Raw genomic sequence first — 19,470 nt, forward strand, 5'->3', positions numbered from 1 at the left:
CCCCCCCCCCCGCGCCCCGCCCCCCCCCCCCCCGGGGCGGGGGGGCCGGGGGGGGGGGCCCCCCCCCCCCCCCCCACGACCGCATGGTGACCCGGCGGCAACCGCATGGTCGAGCGGCTGCTCGGACGACGGTGCGTCAGCCGCAGCTCAGGGCGTCGTACGCGACGGTGAGCACCTCCTGCCGGCCGTCGGACGCGGTCACCGTCACGGACGCCGTGCCCGCAGGGATCTCGGTCGAGCGGCTCGAGAACGACTGGTAGGCGTTCTTGCCGTCGGCCACGTCGGAGACGACGCGACTGCCGTACGGCGTCCCGAGCGTCACGTCGACGAGGTCGCCGTCGTGGTTGGTCGCCCGGACCGCGACGAACGCCGTCCCGGCGAGGCAGCGCGCGCTCGCCGTGACGTCCACCGCGACGCCGGACTCTCCGACCTCCACCACGACCACCGACGAGACGCGCACGTCGTCCGCGTCGGCCACGGTGACCGTCGCCGCGTACGAGCCCGAGGCGTCGTACGCGTGCCCGGTGACGACGTCGTACCCGTCCTCGCCCGGTGCGAGGGCGACGGTCTCCGGTGCGGACCCGTCACCCCACTCCATGGTCGCCGTGTAGTCGTCCGCCGAGTCTCCGGCCCCGCCGGTGACGTGCGCGAGCGTGACGGGGCCGTCGTCGCCCGGGACGACGCTCACGCCGGTCGCGGGCGTGACCTCCAGCGCAGGCACCGGCGCCGTGAGCGACAGGTCGTCGACCCAGCCGCGCAGGTAGCCGTCCTGCTGACCCGGCGTCGCGAACACGTCGCCGGTCGAGAGCGTCAGCAGCACCTTGTCCACGGTGCGGCCGCCCACCTCGTCGGGCAGGACGACCGCGACCTCGTTCCACGTGTCGGTCTCCAGCACGCCACCCTGCGCGAGTGCGTCGAGCGGCGCCCCGTTCGAGGCCTGCACGCCCGTGTCGCTCAGGCGCGTGCCGTCGGTGAAGAGCAGGTCCACCGCGGCGAACCGGCTCGCGTCCTGCACGTAGTCCCCGAACGGTCCGCCGTCCTCCTGCGGACGCAGCCAGTAGCGCAGCGTCTCGCCACCGGAAACCGGCGTGTCGACGTCGAGCAGGACGTCGGACGCGTGCGCGTCGGCCTGCGTCGCACGCGCGGAGTAGATGACGGCCTGCCCGCCCGTGCGCGCGTCGCCGCCCTGGACCTTGGTCTCGACCCCGCCGATGCTGCAGCAGTAGTCCCCGAACCCGGTGTTCTCCAGCCGTTCGTTGGCCGGCGCCTGGGGCTGCCCGGGCTCGAACCCGGTGGACACCAGGGTGCTCACCTGCTCCACGACGTCGACCTGGAGCGACTGGTCCGCGAGGACGTCGTCACCGCTCGTGAGGTGGACCGTCACGGGGTAGGAACCGAGCGCGAGCGAGCGGTCGGCACGCAGCGTGATCTCGACCTGCCCGGTGCCGTCCTCGTCGACCGGGACCGTGCCCGACGCCGTCACCGGCTCGAGCCCGTCGGGCGCCTCCACGGTGTACCGGACGGGCTCCGTCGCGCTCGACGCGAAGCGGTGCACCGTGAGCGTGACCGCCTGGGTCGGGCCCCCCGGGGTCGCCTGGGTGCGCGCCGTCGACAGCGACGCCAGGTAGGGCTGCTCGCCGTCCCGGGACGACGGGGGTGCGTCGTCGGCCCCGGTGCCCCACGTGAGGTCGGGGGTCGCGGACAGGTCGTACTCGACGTGCGTGTCGTGCGTGATCGCGTCGGCGGGCAGGAAGGTGCGCGACGTCGCCTCGCCGTCGACCCGCATGCCCGTGATGTACGGGGTGCCGAGCGCGGCGTCGGGCGCGTCGATCGAGAGCGTCACGCCGTCGGCCCGACGCACCTCGACCTTCGGGAACAGCGGCGCCGCGACCGTGAGGTCCGCCTGCGACGGGTCCTGCGGGTACAGGCCCATGGCGGCGAAGACCAGCCACGACGACATCTCGCCGAGGTCGTCGTTGCCGGGGATGCCGTCCGGGCCGTTGGGGACGCCGTCGGGGCTGGACAGCCACAGCTGCTCGATGGTCCGGCGCACGGTCTCCTGCGTCTTCGAGGGCACGCCCGCGTAGTTGTACAGCCACGGGGTGGCGATGGACGGCTCGTTGTCCATGTTGGCGTGGACGTTGTCGTCCCACGACCCGGTGAGGCGCCATGCGCCCGAGGAGTCGCGGAAGAACCCGTCGAGGCGAGCGACCGCGGCGTCGCGGCCGCCCATCGCGTCGAAGAGCCCCGCGGGGTTGTGCTGGACCATCCACACGTACTGCGCCGCGGTGCCCTCGACGAACCCGTTCGAGGACGCCGGGTCGAAGCCACCCGTCCAGGTCCCGTCGGCCGCACGGCCCTGGAAGTACCCGCCGTCGGCGGTCGCGTCCGGGTTGAACTGGTTCTGCCACGACTGCGACCTCGCCGAGAACTCCGCGGCGTCGTCGTCCTTGCCGAGCGCGCTCGCGAGGGTCGCGAGCGCGTGGTCCGCGGCGGCCATCTCGAGCGTCTCGTTCGCGCAGCCCCACGCGTTGCAGCCCTCGGGGTAGTACCCGTGCTCGAGGAACTGGTCGAGCGACGGGCGCTGGCCCTCGACCGCGACGTTCCAGCCGCGCCGGGACAGGTCGAGGTCGGTCGGCACGCGCGCGGCCTGCGCGAGCGAGTCGTACGCCTCCTCCACCGGGAAGTCCGTCCCCCCGAAGGCCCGGATCGCGGCGACCGCGATCGCGGACGGGTCGCCCGCCATGACGTGCACCGCGCCGGAGTTGTGCGTCCAGCGGTCCCAGACGCCGTCGTTCTGGTTCGCCTGGGCGAGCAGGGAGGCCGCGACGTCGCTGCCCCGGTCGGGGTCCAGGAGCGTGAGCAGCTGGATCTGGGACCGGTAGACGTCCCACCCGGAGAACGTCGCGTACTGCGCGTCCTGACCGTCCGGCACCTCGTGCGTCGCGAGGTCGAAGCCCGTGTACTCGCCCTTGACGTCGCTCGTCACGTTGGGGTGCAGGAGCGCGTGGTACAGCGCGCTGTAGAACGTGGTGCGCTCGTCGTCGGTGCCGCCGGCGACGCTCGCCCGGGACAGCTCGGCGTCCCACGCGTCGCTCGTCCCCAGCGCGACCTCGTCGTGCGTCGTGCCGTCAGGGATCTCCGTCGCGAGGTTCTGCGCCGCGTTCTCGGCGCTCACGTAGGAGATGCCCACGCGGACGCCGACCTGCGTGCCGGCGCCGGCTCCGTCGGCGAACGTGACGTACGCTCCCGACCCCTTCCCCGCCGGCGGGTAGCCGTTCGCGGCGTTGCCGTTCGCGTCGAGGCCCCCGGTGTAGCCCGTGCCGCCCTGGGCGTCCGTGGCGCCCGGCTCCAGGGCGTCGTCCTCCCACGTGCCCCACGCCGCGAAGTCGCTGTCGAACTGCGCGACGAAGTGGACCGTGTAGTAGCTGTGCTGGAGGATCTGGTCGCCCGTGAACGGGCCGCAGAAGTTGCCGCTCGTCACCGAGCCCGTGATGGTGCGCGTCTCGGGGTCGATGGTCACGTCCGCGTCGCTCGACCCGACGAGCGAGTCCGACGTCCGCACGAGCATCGTCGCCGGGGCGCCGGCGGGGTAGGTGAACTCGCCGGAGCCCGCGCGCGTGGTCGCGGCGAGCGACACGTCGACCCCGCTGTCGAGCGCGACGTCGTAGCGGCCCGGTGCGGCCGACTCGTCGTCGTGGGAGAACCCGCTCTCGTAGGGGCGCCTCGCCGCGTCCGCCGCGGTCGGCGACACGTCGAGCTCGTCGGCGACCGGGAAGAACGGGACGTCTCCCGACAGACCGGTGCAGCCGGCGCCCGAGACGTGGGTGAGGCCGAACCCACGGATCGTGTCGCGACCGTACTCGTAGCCGCTCGGCGACGCGGTGCGGAGCGTGCCCTTCCCCGCGTCCGCCCCGGACGTCGGGCCGTTGTAGAAGCTCTGGTCCGGCCCCCAGGCGAGCATGCCGAACGGCGCGACAGCGCCCGGGTGGGTGTTCCCGGCATTGGTCGTGCCGACGAACGGGTCGACGTACTGCGACGGGCTCTCGACCCATCCCGGCTCGGCGGCTGTCGCCGTCGTCGCGAGCGGGACGAGCGACGTCGCGGCGATCGCCAGCGCCGTGATCGACGCGCCCACGGTCCGGGACCGGGCGCGACGGGCGGTGCGGCGTGGCGGCGGGCTGCCTCGTCGGGGCAGGTCCGGTACTGCTGTCAGGTCGCGCATGGGCATCCCTTCGACGTCTCCCGCACGGCTCCGTGCGGAGATTGCCAGGACGGGACGCCCTCGATCGCGGGGCGCTGTCCGGGCAGGTCACCCGCTCCGACGCGGTGCGACCGGTCCCATCAGACCGCACGGCGACACCGCTGTCAATCGATTGCGGCGAGCAACTCGGCCGGGTCGAGGTCTTCCCACCCGAGCCCGTCGAGGTAGGCGGCGTGCGCGGCCACCGACGCGACGCCTGCGTCGAGCGTCGCGGTCACGTCGACCGCGTGGGCGGCGACCGGCGGCCCGGCCACCCACGGTGCAGCGTCACTCGAGTCCGAGGTGCGCGGACCAGAGCCTGCCGGCGGCCGCGGCCCCCGCCTCGATCAGGGCGGCGAGCTCGGGGCGGTCCGGGACGCGGAACGAGACGTAGCCGCCGCGGCCGCCCCCGACGGGCCGGCCGTACGCCTTGGCGGCGAGGTGCCCGTCCGGCAGCAGCCGGACGGTGATCGTCTGGAGCTCGAAGACCTGGTCCCGACGCTCGTCGGTCCAGCGCAGGTCGTCGGGGACGACGACGTTGATCGCGAGGGCGCCCACCTGGACGTCGGGTGCGGTGTCGGGCATCTGCCCATCCTCGCCGACCGGCCGCGTGCTCGTCACGCCGGTCAGGCCCGTCACCACCCCCATGCGGTGGGCACGGGAGACCGCCCGCGCCTCGCTCACGGGCACGAGCACGGACCCGATGAGCGGTCCGGCGCACGAGCTGTGACCTCCCGGTAACCCGTGGACCCACGCGCCATGTGACACTTCCCGGGTGAAGCGAACCTTGGGTGTCGAGGAAGAGTTCCTGCTCGTCGGCGAGGACGGCCGTCCTGTCGCCAAGGCGGCGGAGGCGCTCGCCGCGTCGGGCAGCAGCGACGAGGGCGGGACCGGCTCCCTCGAGTCCGAGTTCATGGAGGAGCAGATCGAGACCGCGACCCACCCGCAGTCCGAGCTCGAGGCCCTCGCGAAGGAGATCCGGACGGGCCGCGGACGCGCGCAGCAGGCGGCGGACCGCGTCGGCGCGCACGTCGCCGCCCTCTCCACGTCACCGCTGCCGTTCGAGGGCACGACCGTCTCGAGCCTGCGGTACCTCGAGGCACGCACGGCGTTCGGGCTCACGGCCCGCGAGCAGCTCACCTGCGGCTGCCACGTCCACGTCGCCGTGGCGGACGACACCGAGGGCGTCGCCGTCCTCGACCGCATCGGACCGTGGCTCGCCACGCTGCTCGCCCTGACCACCAACTCGCCGTACTGGCAGGGCATCGACAGCAGCTACGCGAGCTTCAGGTCCCAGGTCTGGTCGCGCTGGCCCACGTCGGGACCAGCACGCGCGTTCGGATCGCCCGAGGCCTACCACGACGCCGTCGACGCGCTCGTCGCCACCGGGACGATCCTCGACCAGAACATGGTCTACTTCGACGCGCGGTTGTCGGCCCGCTACCCCACGGTCGAGATCCGCATCGCCGACGTGTGCCTCCACCCGGACACCGCCACCCTCGTCGCTGCGCTCGCACGCGGGCTCGTCGAGACGGCCGCGCGCGAGGCCGCCGTCGGGCTGCCCGCGCCCGAGCTGCGCACCGAGCTCCTGCGCACCGCGTCGTGGCGCGCGGGCAGGTCGGGCCTCGCGGGCGACCTCGTCTCACCGACGACGTGGCGTCCCGCCCCTGCGCACGACGTCGTCGGTCAGCTGGTGACGCACGTGCGCGAGGCGCTCGTCGACTCCGGCGACCTCGACGCGGTGACCGAGCTCCTGGGTCGCCTGTGGTCCCGTGGCAACGGCGCCGCACGGCAGCGCGAGTGGTACGCCGAGACGGGCGGGGACCTGTCCGCCGTCGTGCGTCACGCCGTCGAGGTCACGCACTCCTGAGCCCGCACGAGCGCGACCAGCTCGCACGTGGTCGGCGCGACCGCGTCCGGTCGGGCGTCGGCGTCGCCGGGAACGCCGTGCCAGGTTCGCCCGTGCGAGACCCACCCGGTGCGGGTACCGGCAGCCAGTCCGACCGCGACGTCCAGGTGGGCGGCGTCACCGAGCATCCAGGCACCGGCCCGGTCGGCGTCCGACGCACCGACCCGCTCGAGCGCCACGTCGACGAGGCGCGGGTCCGGTTTGTCGATGCCCTCCTCCCCCGAGACGACGATCGCGTCGACGTGCGGCTCGATCGCGCAGCGGGCGATCTTGCCGCGCTGCTGCCCCGAGATCCCGTTGGTGATCACGACCACGCGGTCACCGGCGTCGCGCAGCGAGTCGAGCAGGTCCAGGACTCCCGGATAGGCACGCACGTTCGCGACGATGCCCGCCCGGAAGCGCTCGACGACGGCGGGCAGGTCGAGCTCCCAGCCGAGGCGCTCGACGATCACCCGGGCGACGTCCGACTTGGGGGCGTGGCCACCACCGTCGGCGGCGACGACGGCCGCGACGTCCGCGGCGTCCCCACCGGCCTGCGCGACGGCCGAGCGCGCCCAGGCGGCGAACGCCTCGTCGCGGTCCACGAGCGTGTTGTCGAGGTCGAACAGCCAGATCATGGGTGCGACGCTACCGCCGGACGCGCACCGGCCGACCGACCGTCTCGCCGACGGGGCTCCGGGTTCGGTCGCGTGCTCAGTCGCGTGCGAGACCGGCGAACGCCTCGAGCACGTCGCGCGCTACGTCGGGAGCGGTGAGCCGACGCTCGGTCGCGACCTGGTCGCGGCTCGCGTGGTCGAGGAAGACCGTGGGCAGACCGAGCGCGTGCACCGGGACGCCCGTGCCGGCGGCGAGCGCCGCCTGCGCGAGCATCGACCCGATGCCGCCGTCGGCCACGCCGTCCTCGACGCTGACGACCAGGTCGTGCACACCGGCGATCTTCACCAGCGCGTCCGGCACGGGCAGCACCCAGGTGGGCGACGCGACCGTGACGTCGAGCCCGTGCGCGGTGAGAGTACCGGCGGCCTCGAGCGCCACCGGTGCCATCGATCCGATCCCGACCAGCAGGACCCGGCGACGCGGCACGGCCGAGGAGGCCGCGCCGTCAGGCTCGGACCGAGGCTCGGGCTGCGGCACGGCAAGGACGTCCACCCCGTCCACGCTGTCCACGGCGGGCATCGGCTCGCCGAGCGCCCCCTTGGGGTAGCGCACGACGGTCGGGGCGTCGTCGACGTCCACGGCCTCGCGCAGAGCCGCGCGCAAGGTCGCCTCGTCGCGCGGCGCCGCGAGACGCAGCCGCGGGACGATGCGCAGCATCGCCATGTCCCACATGCCGTTGTGGCTCGCACCGTCGTCACCGGTGATCCCGGCCCGGTCGAGCACGAACGTCACGCCGGCCCGGTGCAGCGCGACATCCATGAGGACCTGGTCGAACGCGCGGTTGAGGAACGTCGCGTAGACGGCGACGACGGGGTGCAGGCCGGCGAACGCCATGCCCGCGGCCGACGTCGCGGCGTGCTGCTCGGCGATCCCGACGTCGAACGTGCGCTCCGGGAACGCCTGGGCGAACGGCTTGAGGCCGACGGGCTCGAGCATCGCCGCGGTGATCGCCACGACGTCGGGCCGGCGCGTGCCGATCTGGACGATCTCGTCGGCGAACACCTTGGTCCACCCGAACCGCGACGGCGCGACGGGCAGGCCGGTCTCGGGGTGGATCTTGCCCACGGCGTGGAAGCGGTCGGCGACGTCCTGCTCGGCGGGCACGTATCCCCGCCCCTTCTCGGTCAGGGCGTGCACGATCACCGGCGCCCCGTACGAGCGCGCGCGACGCAGCGCGTGCTCCATCGCCTCGATGTCGTGACCGTCGACGGGACCGACGTACTTGATGCCGAGGTCCTCGAACATCCCCTGCGGGGCGACGACGTCCTTGAGGCCCTTCTTGAGCCCGTGGAGCCACTCGTAGGCGAACCGACCGGGTGGCCCGGTGCGGTGGAGCGTGCGCTTGCCCCACTGCAGGAAGCTCTCGTAGCCGCGTGTGGTGCGCAGCGTGGAGAGGTGGTGGGCCATGCCGCCGATCGTGGGCGAGTAGGACCGCCCGTTGTCGTTGACGACGACGATCAGGCGCCGGTCCTGGGACTCGGCGATGTTGTTGAGCGCCTCCCAGGCCATGCCGCCCGTGAGCGCCCCGTCGCCGATGACGGCCACGACGTGCCGGTCCGTGAGGCCGCGCACGACGTTCGCCTTCGCGATGCCGTCGCCCCAGGACAGCGCGGTCGAGGCGTGGGAGTTCTCCACCACGTCGTGCTCGGACTCGGCGCGCGAGGGATAGCCCGAGAGGCCGCCCTTCTTGCGCAGCGCGGAGAAGTCCTGACGGCCGGTGAGCAGCTTGTGGACGTAGGACTGGTGCCCCGTGTCGAAGACGAACGTGTCCTGCGGGGACGAGAAGACGCGGTGCATCGCGAGGGTGAGCTCGACCACGCCGAGGTTGGGCCCGAGGTGCCCGCCGGTGCGCGAGACCGACTCGACGAGGAACGTGCGGATCTCGGCTGCGAGGGCGACGGCCTGCGCCGGGGTCAGCCGTTGCACGTCCTTCGGCGAGGTGATCGTGCTCAGCAGGCTCATCCAGTGCTCCGTTCCGTTCCCGTCCGTGCGGCCCGACAACTCTAGGCGCTGTGCCGGGGCCCCGTGCGCACCGGCACCGCGAAGCGGACGGTTCGACGGCGGACCTTCACGCCATTCACGCACACCCGCGGAGGTCGTGCACGTGCCGACGCCCGACCACGGCGCAGCGGGCGGCCCTCCGACCATGCGCCGTCGGCCGAACGTGGAAGTCTTCTTCCGCAGTCCGGACACACCGGCCGCTCACCGTACGATGGAGACATGCGCTTCCTGACCGGCCAGGCCCCCGCGACCGACCTCACGTACGGCGACGTCTTCCTCGTCCCGTCGCGCTCCGAGGTCACGTCGCGCTTCGACGTCGACCTGTCCTCCGCCGACGGCACGGGCACGACCGTCCCCCTCGTCGTCGCGAACATGACGGCGGTCGCCGGGCGCCGCATGGCAGAGACCGTCGCGCGGCGCGGCGGGATCGCGATCATCCCGCAGGACGTGCCCACCGACGTCGTGGCGGACGTCGTGGCCGACGTGAAGTCCAAGGACCCCGTCATCGAGACGCCCGTGGTCGTCGGTCCGCACGACACGGTCCACACGGCCCTGACCCTCATCGGCAAGCGCGCGCACGGCGCGGCGGTCGTCGTCGACGGCGGGAAGCCGCTCGGTGTCGTCACCGAGGCCGACTGCACCGACGTCGACCGGTTCACCCAGGTCCACCAGGTGATGACCGCGCACCCGCTCGCGCTCGACGCGACGCTCCTCGACGGCGCGCGCGCGGGCCTCGAGGCCGCGTTCGACCAGCTCTTCTCGGCCCGGCTCAAGGTCGCTCCCGTCACGCGCGACGGCGAGCTCGTCGGCGTCCTGACCCGCAAGGGTGCGCTGCGCTCGTCCGTCTACACGCCGGCGCTCGACGCCTCGGGCCGCCTGCGCGTCGGCGCGGCCGTCGGCATCAACGGCGACGTCGCGGCCAAGACCAAGGAGCTGCTCGCCGCGGGCGTCGACGTGCTCGTCGTCGACACCGCGCACGGCCACCAGGTGAAGATGCTCCAGGCGCTCGACGCCGTGCGGTCCGTCGCGCCGGACGTGCCCGTCGTCGCGGGCAACGTCGTCACGGCCGACGGCGTGCGCGACCTCGTCGCGGCGGGCGCCGACATCGTCAAGGTCGGCGTCGGCCCGGGCGCGATGTGCACGACGCGCATGATGACCGCCGTCGGGCGTCCCCAGTTCTCCGCCGTGCTCGAGTGCGCCGCGGCGGCGCGCGAGCTCGGCAAGCACGTGTGGGCCGACGGCGGTGTCCGCCACCCGCGCGACGTCGCCCTCGCCCTCGCCGCCGGCGCGTCCCAGGTGATGATCGGCTCGTGGTTCGCCGGGACCTACGAGTCCCCCGGCGACCTGCACGACGACGGCACCGGCCGCCTGTACAAGGAGAGCTTCGGCATGGCGTCGGCCCGTGCCGTCGCCGCGCGCACCGTCGGCGGGTCGCCGTTCGACCGCGCGCGCAAGGGCCTGTACGAGGAGGGCATCAGCTCCGGCCGGATGTTCCTGGACCTGCAGCGTCCCGGCGTCGAGGACCTGCTCGACGAGATCACGTCCGGGCTGCGGTCGTCGTGCACGTACGCGGGCGCGACGGACCTCGGGCAGTTCGCGGAGCGGGCCGTCGTCGGGATCCAGTCCGCGGCCGGGTACGAGGAGGGTCGCCCGCTCCCGGTGAGCTGGTGACCCGCTCGTGACCACGGCGCGCGACCAGCTCGCCGCACTCCCCCACGACGGCGGCGACTGGCCGTCGCCGTGGCGCGTGGCCGTCGGCGCGCCCGACCCGGGCGCGCGCCCCGCCGCGGTCCTCATGCTCTTCGGCGTGCTCGACGGCGTGCCGTCGGACCACGCCTCGCGGGCCGTGGCCCGGGACCTGGACGTCCTCCTCCTCGCCCGCGCCACGACGCTCGGCCACCACCCGGGCCAGGTGGCGTTCCCCGGCGGCCGACTCGACCCGGGGGACGACGGGCCCGTGGACGCGGCGCTGCGCGAGGCCGTCGAGGAGACGGGCCTCGACCGGAGCGGCGTCGACGTGCTCGGGACGCTCGGGGAGCTCCCCGTCCCGGTGAGCAACCACCTCGTCACGCCCGTCCTCGGCTGGTGGTCGCGCCCGACGCCGGTGGGCGTGGTCGACGACGCGGAGTCGGCCCACGTGTTCCGGGTCCCGGTCGCGGACCTCCTCGACCCCGACCGACGCCGCACGGTGACCGTGCGGCACCGCGGGCGCGTGCACAAGAGCCCCGGCTTCCTGGCGGAGGCGGACGGCCGTGAGCACCTGGTGTGGGGCTTCACCGGAGGGATCCTCGACGCGCTGTTCGACCGGCTCGGCTGGACCGAGCCCTGGGACCGGTCCAGGACGCTCGACGCGCCCCTCTGAGCGGACCGGCGCCGCTCCGGACCCGTGTCCGCCGCGGCGGGCCGGCCGATCGGCTCGCCGACGTGGTCGGGTCGCTCAGTCCGTCCGCCCGGCCGAGGGCCCGGAGCGACGCTTCCCGAACGCGGGCGTACCCGTGAGGGTCGCGTACGAGCGGCGCACCGTCTCCTCGAGCACGTCCAGGTCGACGTCGTCGAGGTCCTTGACGTAGAGGCAGGCCTTGCCGAGCGTGTGCGGCCCGAGGCGGGACAGCAGCTCGGCGTGCTCGTCGACGCCGTGCGCGAGGTAGACGGTCGACGCCGCCTTGCGGGGCGAGAACCCGGCGGCAGCGATGTCCCCCTCGCGACCGCTCGCGTAGCGGTAGTGGTATGTCCCGAACCCCACGATCGACGGGCCCCACATCCGGGGCTCCTCGCCCGTGACCCGCGTCATCAGCGCGACGAGCCGCTGCGCGTCGCGTCGTCTGACCGGGTCCTCCACCGAGGCGAGGAACGCCTCGACGTCAGCGTCCGTCGGCCGGGTCCTGTTCTCGTCCGTCGCCATGGAACCAGTGTGCACCGCACGCCCGTCCCTGTACTCGAGCGGGCTCGGTCACGCCACGCCTCGGCCCGGCCCGACGGCGCGAGATCAGCCGTGCCCGGGCGACGGCCCGCCCGGGTCCAGCCCGCCGAGCGCGCGGGCGAGCACGGGCCGCGCGACCGTCGTAGCGTCCTCGCCCGTGATCGCCCCGGCGAGCCAGAGTGCGGCGAACCCGTGCACGACCGACCACGCCGCACGGGCGACGACCGGCTCGGGTGCCGCACGCCGGAGCGCGGCACCGCTACGGTCCTGCGCGGCGACGAGCTCCGCGTCGACGTCGTGGACGAGGCCGCGACCGAACATCACGGCAAAGTGCCCGGGGTGCGTCACGGCGAAGTCGACGTAGGCGAGCCCGGCGTCCAGCAGTCCCTGCTCGGCCGGCTCGAGGGCGCGAGCGAGGAGACGGTGCCCCTCTGCCGCGAGCGCGGTGAGGACTCCGGCCTTGTCGCCGAAGTGGTGCGCCGGTGCCGCGTGCGAGACGCCGGCACGTCGGGCGAGGTCCCGCAGGCTGAGGGCCGACGGACCGTGCTCGGCGACGACGTCGGCCGCCTCGTCGAGGAGGACGCGGCGAAGGTCTCCGTGGTGGTATGCCATCTCGCTCCTATCTTGTCGTTGACAAGATACCGGAACGGTGGTGAGGTGGCCATGTCAAAAACTTGTCAGCGTCAAGATTGGACGTCCATGCCGATCCCGCTCCCCCTGTTCCTCGTCCTGGTCACCGGCACGACCCGAGCGCTCGGCGCCCTGGGCGTCGCGCCCCTCGACGACTGGCGCACAGCGCTGTGCTGCGGTCTCGCAGCGCTGTTCCTCGTCACCGCGTCGGGACGGCTCGTTCCCCGCGTACGCGCCGACCTCGTGGCGATGGTCCCGCCCCGGCTGCCCGCGCCGGGCCTCCTCGTCGCGCTCACCGGTGCGCTCGAGGCGCTCGGAGCCGTCGGGCTCCTGGTCCCGGCCACGTCGCAGGTCGCCGCCGTCTGCCTGGCCCTGCTCCTCGTCGTCATGACCCCCGCGAACGTCTGGGCCGCGCGCCACGGGGGACGTCTCGGCGGGCGACCCATCACGCCGCTGGGCCGCCGCCTCACCGAGCAGGCGCTCTACCTCGTCGCGTGCGCCGCGGCGGCAGGGCTTCCCGCCTGAGCACGACGGCGGGGCGCCCACCTCTCGAGGTGGGCGCCCCGCCGGGTGCCCGTGCGGCGTCGGGCAGCACCCGACGCCCTACCGGCGGCTCACGCGACGAGCGACCGGAGCACGTACTGCAGGATGCCGCCGTTGCGGTAGTAGTCCGCCTCGCCCGGTGTGTCGATACGCACGACCGCGTCGAACTCGACGCGCGTCCCGTCGGACTTCGTCGCGGTGACCTTCACCGTCGAGGGCGTGGTGCCCTCGTTGAGCGCCGTGACGCCGGTGACGTCGAACGTCTCCGTGCCGTCCAGGCCCAGCGATCCCGCGCTCTCGCCGTCGGGGAACTGCAGCGGCAGGACGCCCATGCCGATGAGGTTGGAGCGGTGGATGCGCTCGAAGCTCTCGGTGATGACGGCGCGGACGCCCAGGAGCGCGGTGCCCTTGGCCGCCCAGTCCCGCGACGAGCCGGAGCCGTACTCCTTGCCACCGAGGATGACGAGCGGCGTGCCCTGCGCGGCGTAGTCCTGCGCAGCGTCGTAGATGGTGTCCTGGGCGTCCTTCACGAAGTTGTACGTGTAGCCGCCCTCGACGCCGTCGAGGAGCTGGTTGCGCAGCCGGATGTTCGCGAACGTACCGCGGATCATGACCTCGTGGTTCCCGCGGCGCGAGCCGTAGGAGTTGAAGTCGCGCCGGCCGACGCCGTTCTCCGCGAGGTACTTGCCTGCCGGCGAGTCCGCCTTGATGGCACCCGCGGGGCTGATGTGGTCGGTCGTGACCGAGTCACCGAGCCTGGCCAGGACGCGTGCGCCCGCGATGTCGGCGACCGCGTCCGGCGTCGCACCCATGCCCTCGAAGTACGGAGGCTTGCGCACGTAGGTCGACTCGGTGTCCCAGGCGAACGTGTCACCCTCGGGCGTGTCGAGCGAGCGCCACCGGTCGTCGCCCGTGAAGACGTCCGCGTAGTCCTTGGTGAACATGTCGCGGTCGATCGACGAGTCGATCGTCGCCTGGACCTCCTCCGGCGTGGGCCAGATGTCGCGCAGGAAGATCGGGTGACCGTCGGCGTCACGGCCGAGCGGGTCGTGCTCGAAGTCGAACTCCATGGTGCCCGCGAGCGCGTACGCGATGACGAGCGGCGGCGACGCGAGGTAGTTCATCTTCACGTCGGGGTTGATCCGACCCTCGAAGTTGCGGTTCCCCGAGAGCACCGAGACGACCGCGAGATCGTGCTCGTTGACGGCCTCGGAGATCTTCTCGTCGAGCGGGCCGGAGTTGCCGATGCACGTCGCGCAGCCGTAGCCGACGAGGTGGAAGCCGAGCTTCTCCAGGTACGGCCACAGGCCGGACTTCTCGTAGTAGTTCGTCACGACCTGCGAGCCGGGAGCCATCGACGTCTTCACCCACGGCTTGGACGCCAGGCCACGGTCGACCGCGTTCTTCGCGAGCAGGGCGGCGGCGAGCATGACCGACGGGTTCGAGGTGTTGGTGCAGCTCGTGATCGACGCGATCGCGACCGCGCCGTGGAACAGCTCGAAGCTGTTGCCCTCGCTGTCGGTCACCGGGACCGTGCGACGCACCTGAGCGTGCGTGGCCGGTGCATCGGAGGCCGGGAAGGACTCCTTCTCGGCCTCGTCGACCGAGTCGATGACCTCGGGCGCGTACGTCGGCAGGTCGCGGGCGAACGCGGACTTGGCGTGCGAGAGCTCGATCCGGTCCTGCGGTCGCTTCGGCCCGGCGATGGACGGCACGACCGTCGACAGGTCGAGCTCGAGGTACTCCGAGAACACCGGCTCGGTGTAGGTGTCGGACGCCGGGTCGAGCCACAGGCCCTGCTCCTTGGCGTACGCCTCCACGAGCGCGAGCTGCTCGTCGCTGCGGCCCGTCAGGCGCAGGTAGTCCATCGTCACGCCGTCGATCGGGAAGATCGCGGCGGTCGACCCGAACTCGGGGCTCATGTTGCCGATGGTCGCGCGGTTCGCGAGCGGCACCTGGGCGACGCCCTCGCCGTAGAACTCGACGAACTTCCCGACGACGCCGTGCTGGCGCAGCATCTGGGTGATCGTGAGGACGACGTCGGTCGCCGTCACGCCGGCCGGGATGGAGCCGGCGAGCTTGAAGCCGACGACGCGCGGGATGAGCATCGAGACGGGCTGGCCGAGCATCGCGGCCTCGGCCTCGATGCCACCGACGCCCCACCCGAGCACACCGAGGCCGTTGACCATCGTCGTGTGCGAGTCGGTGCCGACGCACGTGTCGGGGTACGCGCGCAGGACGTCCCCCTCCGCGGTGCCGACCTCGCGCGTCATGACGGTCCGGGCGAGGTACTCGATGTTGACCTGGTGCACGATCCCGGTGCCCGGCGGGACGACCTTGAAGTCGTCGAACGCCGTCTGGCCCCAGCGCAGGAACTGGTAGCGCTCGTGGTTGCGCTCGTACTCGATCTCGACGTTGCGCTCGAACGCGTCCGGGCGGCCCGCCACGTCGATCTGCACGGAGTGGTCGATGACCATCTCGGCCGGCGCGAGCGGGTTGATGCGGGACGGGTCGCCGCCGAGGTCGGCGACCGCCTCGCGCATCGTCGCGAGGTCGACGACGCAGGGGACGCCGGTGAAGTCCTGCATGATCACGCGCGCCGGCGTGAACTGGATCTCGGTGCTCGGCTGCGCGTCCGGGTCCCAGGACGCGAGCGCGCGGACGTGGTCGGCGGTGATGTTGGCGCCGTCCTCCGTGCGCAGGAGGTTCTCGGCGAGGATCTTCAGGCTGTACGGGAGCCGCTCGACACCCTCGACGGCGGCCAGACGGAAGATCTCGTAGGACTTCCCTCCGACCTCCAGCGTTCCCTTCGACCCGAACGTGTCGACGCTGCTCACTCGTGGCTCCTTCGTGGCGTGGCGGTGGCACGGATGCCATGGTTCCGGGGGCTCCACCCAGCCTACGCCGGGGGGCCGCGGCGGTCCGGACGAGGTCGTCACGGGCGCTCGTCGCCCGCGGGACCGGCACCGAGACCGCCGTCGCCCAGCATAGCGCACTTATCTTGACGTCAAGATATATGCGCCCGCGCCGTCACGCGCCGCGACGGCGCCCGACCGGGAGACCGGCCACGGCGCCGCTCAACGCTCCAGCACGGCGACGGCCTCGACGTGGTGCGTGTGCGGGAACAGATCGAGCCCCCGGACGCCCCGCAGCCCGTACCCGTGACCGGCGAGGTAGGCGACGTCGCGCGCGAGCGCGGCGGGGTCGCACGCCACGTACACCACTCGCTGCGGCGCGAGGGCCGCGATCCCGTCGACGACGGCGCGCCCGGCGCCCGTGCGCGGAGGGTCGAGCACGACGACGTCCACGCCGCGCTCTGCCGCGGTGAGCGACTCCTCACGCCCTGCGGACAGGACACGGTCCACCGGGCCGTGACGGAGCACGACCTGCTCCAGACCGTGGACGTTGCGCCGGGCGTCCTTCACGGCTCGTGCGTCCCCCTCGACCGCGACGACCGAGCCCGACGTGCCGACCGCGTGCGCGAGCGGGACCGTGAACAGTCCGGCTCCCGAGTAGAGGTCCAGCACCCGCGCGCCGTCCAGCGCACCGGCGCCGGCGAGGACGGCGCGCACGAGCGTCGCCGGAGCGGCTCTGTGCACCTGCCAGAACCCGTCGGCCGAGACGCGGAACGAGTGCTCGAAGCCGTCGACCGCGACGAGCTCGACGACGCTCCGGCGCGCGTTCGACCGCCTGTCCACCGATCCGCCCCGCCACGGCTCGCCGTCGACCAGCAGCAGCGGCGCCGAGCCCGACGGCGCGACGAGCTCGAGCCGCGTCCCGGGTCGCCAGCGGCGCGTCCACACCTTCTCCCGGTCGGCGAGCTCCGCGACCTCCGCGGTCGCGAGGGGCATGGCGTCGAGCGGGACGACGTCGTGCGTGCGGTAGCGGTACATGCCCGCCCGGCCCGCGTCGTCGGCCACGAGGTCGATCCGCGTGCGGTAGGCGAGGCCGCCGCGGTCGTCGTCCCCAGGGAGAGCCTCGACGTCTCCCTGAACCTGACCCTCGGGCCCGACGTCCAGGTGCGCGAGACGCCGGAGCTGCTCGACCAGGACGTCGCGCTTCCAGCGCCGCTGGGCCGCCAGCGCGACGTGCGCCAGCTCGCCACCGCCGACGCCGCCCGGGCCGGCCGCGGGCCACGCCGACGGCACACGGTCCGCGGACGCGTCCAGGATCTCCACGGCGTCCGCGCGCCAGAACTTGGCGCCCTCGCCGCCGTCGGTCACGCGCGCGACCACGCGCTCCCCAGGGAGCGCGTGCCGGACGAAGACCACGCGACCGTCCGACCGTGCCACGCAGTGACCACCGTGCGCGACGGCGCCTACCTCAACCTCAACCTGAGGGTTAGACGTCGGATCGGGCTCGGAGACGGGGAGCGTGCCGGGCGTGGTGTCGGGAGACGGGTCGGGAGGCACGACGGGGCCGCTGGGAGAGGAGGGCATGGTCCCAGTATCGCCCGCCGACGACGCGAGGCCGAGCGAGGACGGCGCGGGACGCGTCTGTGCCGGGCGAACCAGGACCGGCCGAACCAGGACCGGCTGCGTCAGTACCGGCTGGATCAGTACCGGCTGAATCGGTCGCGGAAACCCTCGCCCTCGAAGCCCGTCTGCCCCTCGGTCGACGAGAGCTGCCACGGCACGGACGCGACGACCACACCGGGCGTGAACAGCAGACGACCCTTCAGCCGCAGCGCGCTCTGGTTGTGCAGGAGCTGCTCCCACCAGTGCCCCACCACGTACTCCGGGATGTAGACCACGATCAGGTCGCGCGGCGACTCCCGGCGGATCGAGCGGACGTAGGACAGGATCGGCCGGGTGATCTCACGGAAGGGCGAGTCGAGCACGCGCAGCGGCACCGGCAGGTCGAGCGCCTCCCAGTCGCGCGTGATCGTCTCGATGTCCTCGGCGTCCACGCCGACGGTCACGGCCTCGAGCATCGAGGGACGCGAGGCCCGTGCGTAGGCGAGAGCGCGCATCGTGGGCCTGTGCACCTTGGACACCAGGACGATCGCGTGCACCCGGCTCGGCAGCGCACGGGCCGCGGACGGCTCGTCCCCGAGGGCGAGCTCCTCGCGGACGGTGTCGTAGTGCGTGCGGATCGCCCGCATGAGGACGAACACCACCCCCATCGCGAGGATCGCGATCCACGCACCGTGCGTGAACTTCGTGACCAGGACGATGACGAGGACGGTTCCGGTCATCACGAGCCCGAGGGCGTTCACCACGCGGGAGCGGCGCATGCGCGTGCGCTCGCGCGGCTGGTGCTCGGTACGCAGCTCGCGCGTCCAGTGCCGCACCATGCCGAGCTGGGAGAGCGTGAAGGAGACGAACACGCCGACGATGTAGAGCTGGATCAGACGGGTGACCTCGGCGTCGAACGCCCAGATCAGCACGATCGCCGCGACGGCGAGGGTGATGATCCCGTTCGAGAAGGCCAGCCTGTCCCCGCGCGTGTGCAGCTGGCGCGGCAGGTAGCCGTCCTTGGCGAGGATCGAGCCGAGCACCGGGAAGCCGTTGAACGCCGTGTTCGCCGCGAGCACGAGGATGACGCCGGTGACGACCGAGACGAGGATGAACGCCGGGGGGAAACCCGCGAAGATCGTCTCCGCGAGCTGGCCGAGCACCGGGTGCTGCACGTAGTCGACCGGGAGCGGCTGGCCGTCCACGGAGAGCTGCGCGTGCGGGTCCTCGGCGTAGCGCACGCCCGTGGCACGTGCGAGCAGCAGGATCGAGATCATCATCACCGCGGAGATCCCGCCGAGGAGGGCGAGGGTCGTCGCGGCGTTGCGCGACCGTGGCTTGCGGAACGCCGGCACACCGTTGCTGATGGCCTCGACCCCGGTCAGGGCCGCGCACCCGGACGCGAACGCGCGCGCGATGAGGAAGGCTCCCGCGAGGCCCATCAGTCCCTGGTCGAAACCGCTCTCGGCCACGAGGTCGAACTCGGCGCTCTCCGCCTGCCCCAGCGTGCCGGTCACGTAGCGGAAGAACCCGACGAGCGCCGTCGCGCCGATCGCGAGCATGAACAGGTAGACGGGGACCGCGAAGAGCGTCCCCGACTCCTTCACGCCGCGCAGGTTCATCACGGTCAGCAGCACGACCAGACCGATCGCGAACGCCGACTCGTGGTCGCGCAGGGCGGGGATCGCGCTCGCCGCGTACTGCGCGCCGGACGAGATGGACACGGCGACGGTCAGGACGTAGTCGACGAGCAGCGCGGACGCGACCCCCACTCCCGCCGTCGGTCCCAGGTTGACCGTCGCCACCTCGTAGTCGCCGCCCCCCGAGGGGTAGGCCCGCACGTTCTGGCGGTAGGAGGCCACGACAGTGAGCAGCACCGCCACGACGGCCAGACCCACCCAGGGCGAGACGGTCGTCGCCGTCAGTCCGGCGATCGCCAGGGTCAGGAGGATCTCGTCCGGCGCGTAGGCGACCGACGAGAGCGCGTCGGAGGCGAACACGGGCAGGGCGATCCGCTTGGGCAGCAACGTGTGGCCCAGGCGCTCGCTGCGCACGGGCCGACCGAGCAAGAGCCGTTTGGCGGCGTCCGCGATCTCCGACACGAGGCCAC

Annotated in this window: 13 protein-coding genes; 4 read left to right on the forward strand and 9 right to left on the reverse strand. The window is 73.0% G+C overall.

From position 1 onward, the window contains the following. Positions 1–136: 136 nt before the first annotated feature. Both IF651_RS02655 and IF651_RS02660 read right to left on the reverse strand, forming a co-directional pair. Entirely contained in the window at positions 137–4,225 is a 4,089-nt protein-coding gene (locus IF651_RS02655; RefSeq protein ID WP_191827487.1) for a GH92 family glycosyl hydrolase, read from the reverse strand. Positions 4,226–4,531: 306 nt separating this feature from the next. Next, the gene (locus tag IF651_RS02660) at positions 4,532–4,828 is read right to left on the reverse strand and encodes a hypothetical protein (protein WP_191827488.1); all 297 of its coding nucleotides are present in this window, start codon (positions 4,826–4,828) and stop codon (positions 4,532–4,534) included. 190 nt (positions 4,829–5,018) lie between these two features. On the opposite strand from IF651_RS02660, the gene IF651_RS02665 reads away from it, so the two are divergent. Continuing rightward, entirely contained in the window at positions 5,019–6,113 is a 1,095-nt protein-coding gene (locus IF651_RS02665; protein WP_338403719.1) for a carboxylate-amine ligase, read from the forward strand. Here IF651_RS02665 and IF651_RS02670 read toward each other — a convergent pair. Further along, positions 6,086–6,769, reverse strand: a complete 684-nt coding sequence (locus IF651_RS02670) for an HAD family hydrolase (protein ID WP_191827489.1) — start codon at positions 6,767–6,769, stop codon at positions 6,086–6,088. The two genes, IF651_RS02665 and IF651_RS02670, sit on opposite strands and share 28 nt — an antisense overlap. A gap of 76 nt (positions 6,770–6,845) precedes the next feature. After that, on the reverse strand, positions 6,846–8,771 hold the full coding sequence (gene dxs / locus IF651_RS02675) for a 1-deoxy-D-xylulose-5-phosphate synthase (RefSeq protein WP_191827490.1): 1,926 nt from the start codon (positions 8,769–8,771) through the stop codon (positions 6,846–6,848). A gap of 258 nt (positions 8,772–9,029) precedes the next feature. On the opposite strand from dxs, the gene guaB1 reads away from it, so the two are divergent. Then, entirely contained in the window at positions 9,030–10,481 is a 1,452-nt protein-coding gene (gene guaB1 / locus IF651_RS02680; RefSeq protein ID WP_191827491.1) for a GMP reductase, read from the forward strand. 7 nt (positions 10,482–10,488) lie between these two features. Then, positions 10,489–11,172 (forward strand): NUDIX hydrolase, encoded by a 684-nt coding sequence (locus IF651_RS02685; protein ID WP_338403720.1) that lies wholly within the window; start codon positions 10,489–10,491, stop codon positions 11,170–11,172. A gap of 75 nt (positions 11,173–11,247) precedes the next feature. Here IF651_RS02685 and IF651_RS02690 read toward each other — a convergent pair whose 3' ends face one another. Together IF651_RS02690 and IF651_RS02695 are read right to left on the reverse strand one after the other, a co-directional pair. Further along, on the reverse strand, positions 11,248–11,712 hold the full coding sequence (locus IF651_RS02690) for a DUF1801 domain-containing protein (RefSeq protein WP_191827492.1): 465 nt from the start codon (positions 11,710–11,712) through the stop codon (positions 11,248–11,250). A gap of 84 nt (positions 11,713–11,796) precedes the next feature. Further along, a complete protein-coding gene (locus IF651_RS02695) occupies positions 11,797–12,342 on the reverse strand; it encodes a TetR/AcrR family transcriptional regulator (RefSeq protein ID WP_191827493.1) in 546 nt (181 codons plus the stop codon). An 87-nt stretch (positions 12,343–12,429) separates the two neighbouring features. Here IF651_RS02695 and IF651_RS02700 point away from each other — a divergent pair, with 87 nt between their 5' ends. Further along, positions 12,430–12,885 (forward strand): DoxX family protein, encoded by a 456-nt coding sequence (locus IF651_RS02700; RefSeq protein ID WP_191827494.1) that lies wholly within the window; start codon positions 12,430–12,432, stop codon positions 12,883–12,885. 89 nt (positions 12,886–12,974) lie between these two features. Here IF651_RS02700 and acnA read toward each other — a convergent pair whose 3' ends face one another. The 3 genes from acnA to IF651_RS02715 all read right to left on the reverse strand — a co-directional run bounded on the left by acnA (position 12,975) and on the right by IF651_RS02715 (position 19,462). After that, positions 12,975–15,740 carry an aconitate hydratase AcnA gene (gene acnA, locus IF651_RS02705; protein WP_191827495.1) on the reverse strand — a complete coding sequence of 922 codons (2,766 nt, stop codon included), beginning with the start codon at positions 15,738–15,740 and terminating at the stop codon, positions 12,975–12,977. Between the two features lie 240 nt (positions 15,741–15,980). After that, positions 15,981–17,195, reverse strand: a complete 1,215-nt coding sequence (locus tag IF651_RS02710; RefSeq protein ID WP_422110430.1) for a class I SAM-dependent RNA methyltransferase — start codon at positions 17,193–17,195, stop codon at positions 15,981–15,983. 263 nt (positions 17,196–17,458) lie between these two features. Next, the gene (locus tag IF651_RS02715) at positions 17,459–19,462 is read right to left on the reverse strand and encodes an amino acid permease (RefSeq protein WP_191827497.1); all 2,004 of its coding nucleotides are present in this window, start codon (positions 19,460–19,462) and stop codon (positions 17,459–17,461) included. Positions 19,463–19,470 lie beyond the last annotated feature (8 nt).

The sequence above is a fragment of the Cellulosimicrobium arenosum genome (assembly GCF_014837295.1).
GTDB lineage: Bacteria > Actinomycetota > Actinomycetes > Actinomycetales > Cellulomonadaceae > Cellulosimicrobium > Cellulosimicrobium arenosum.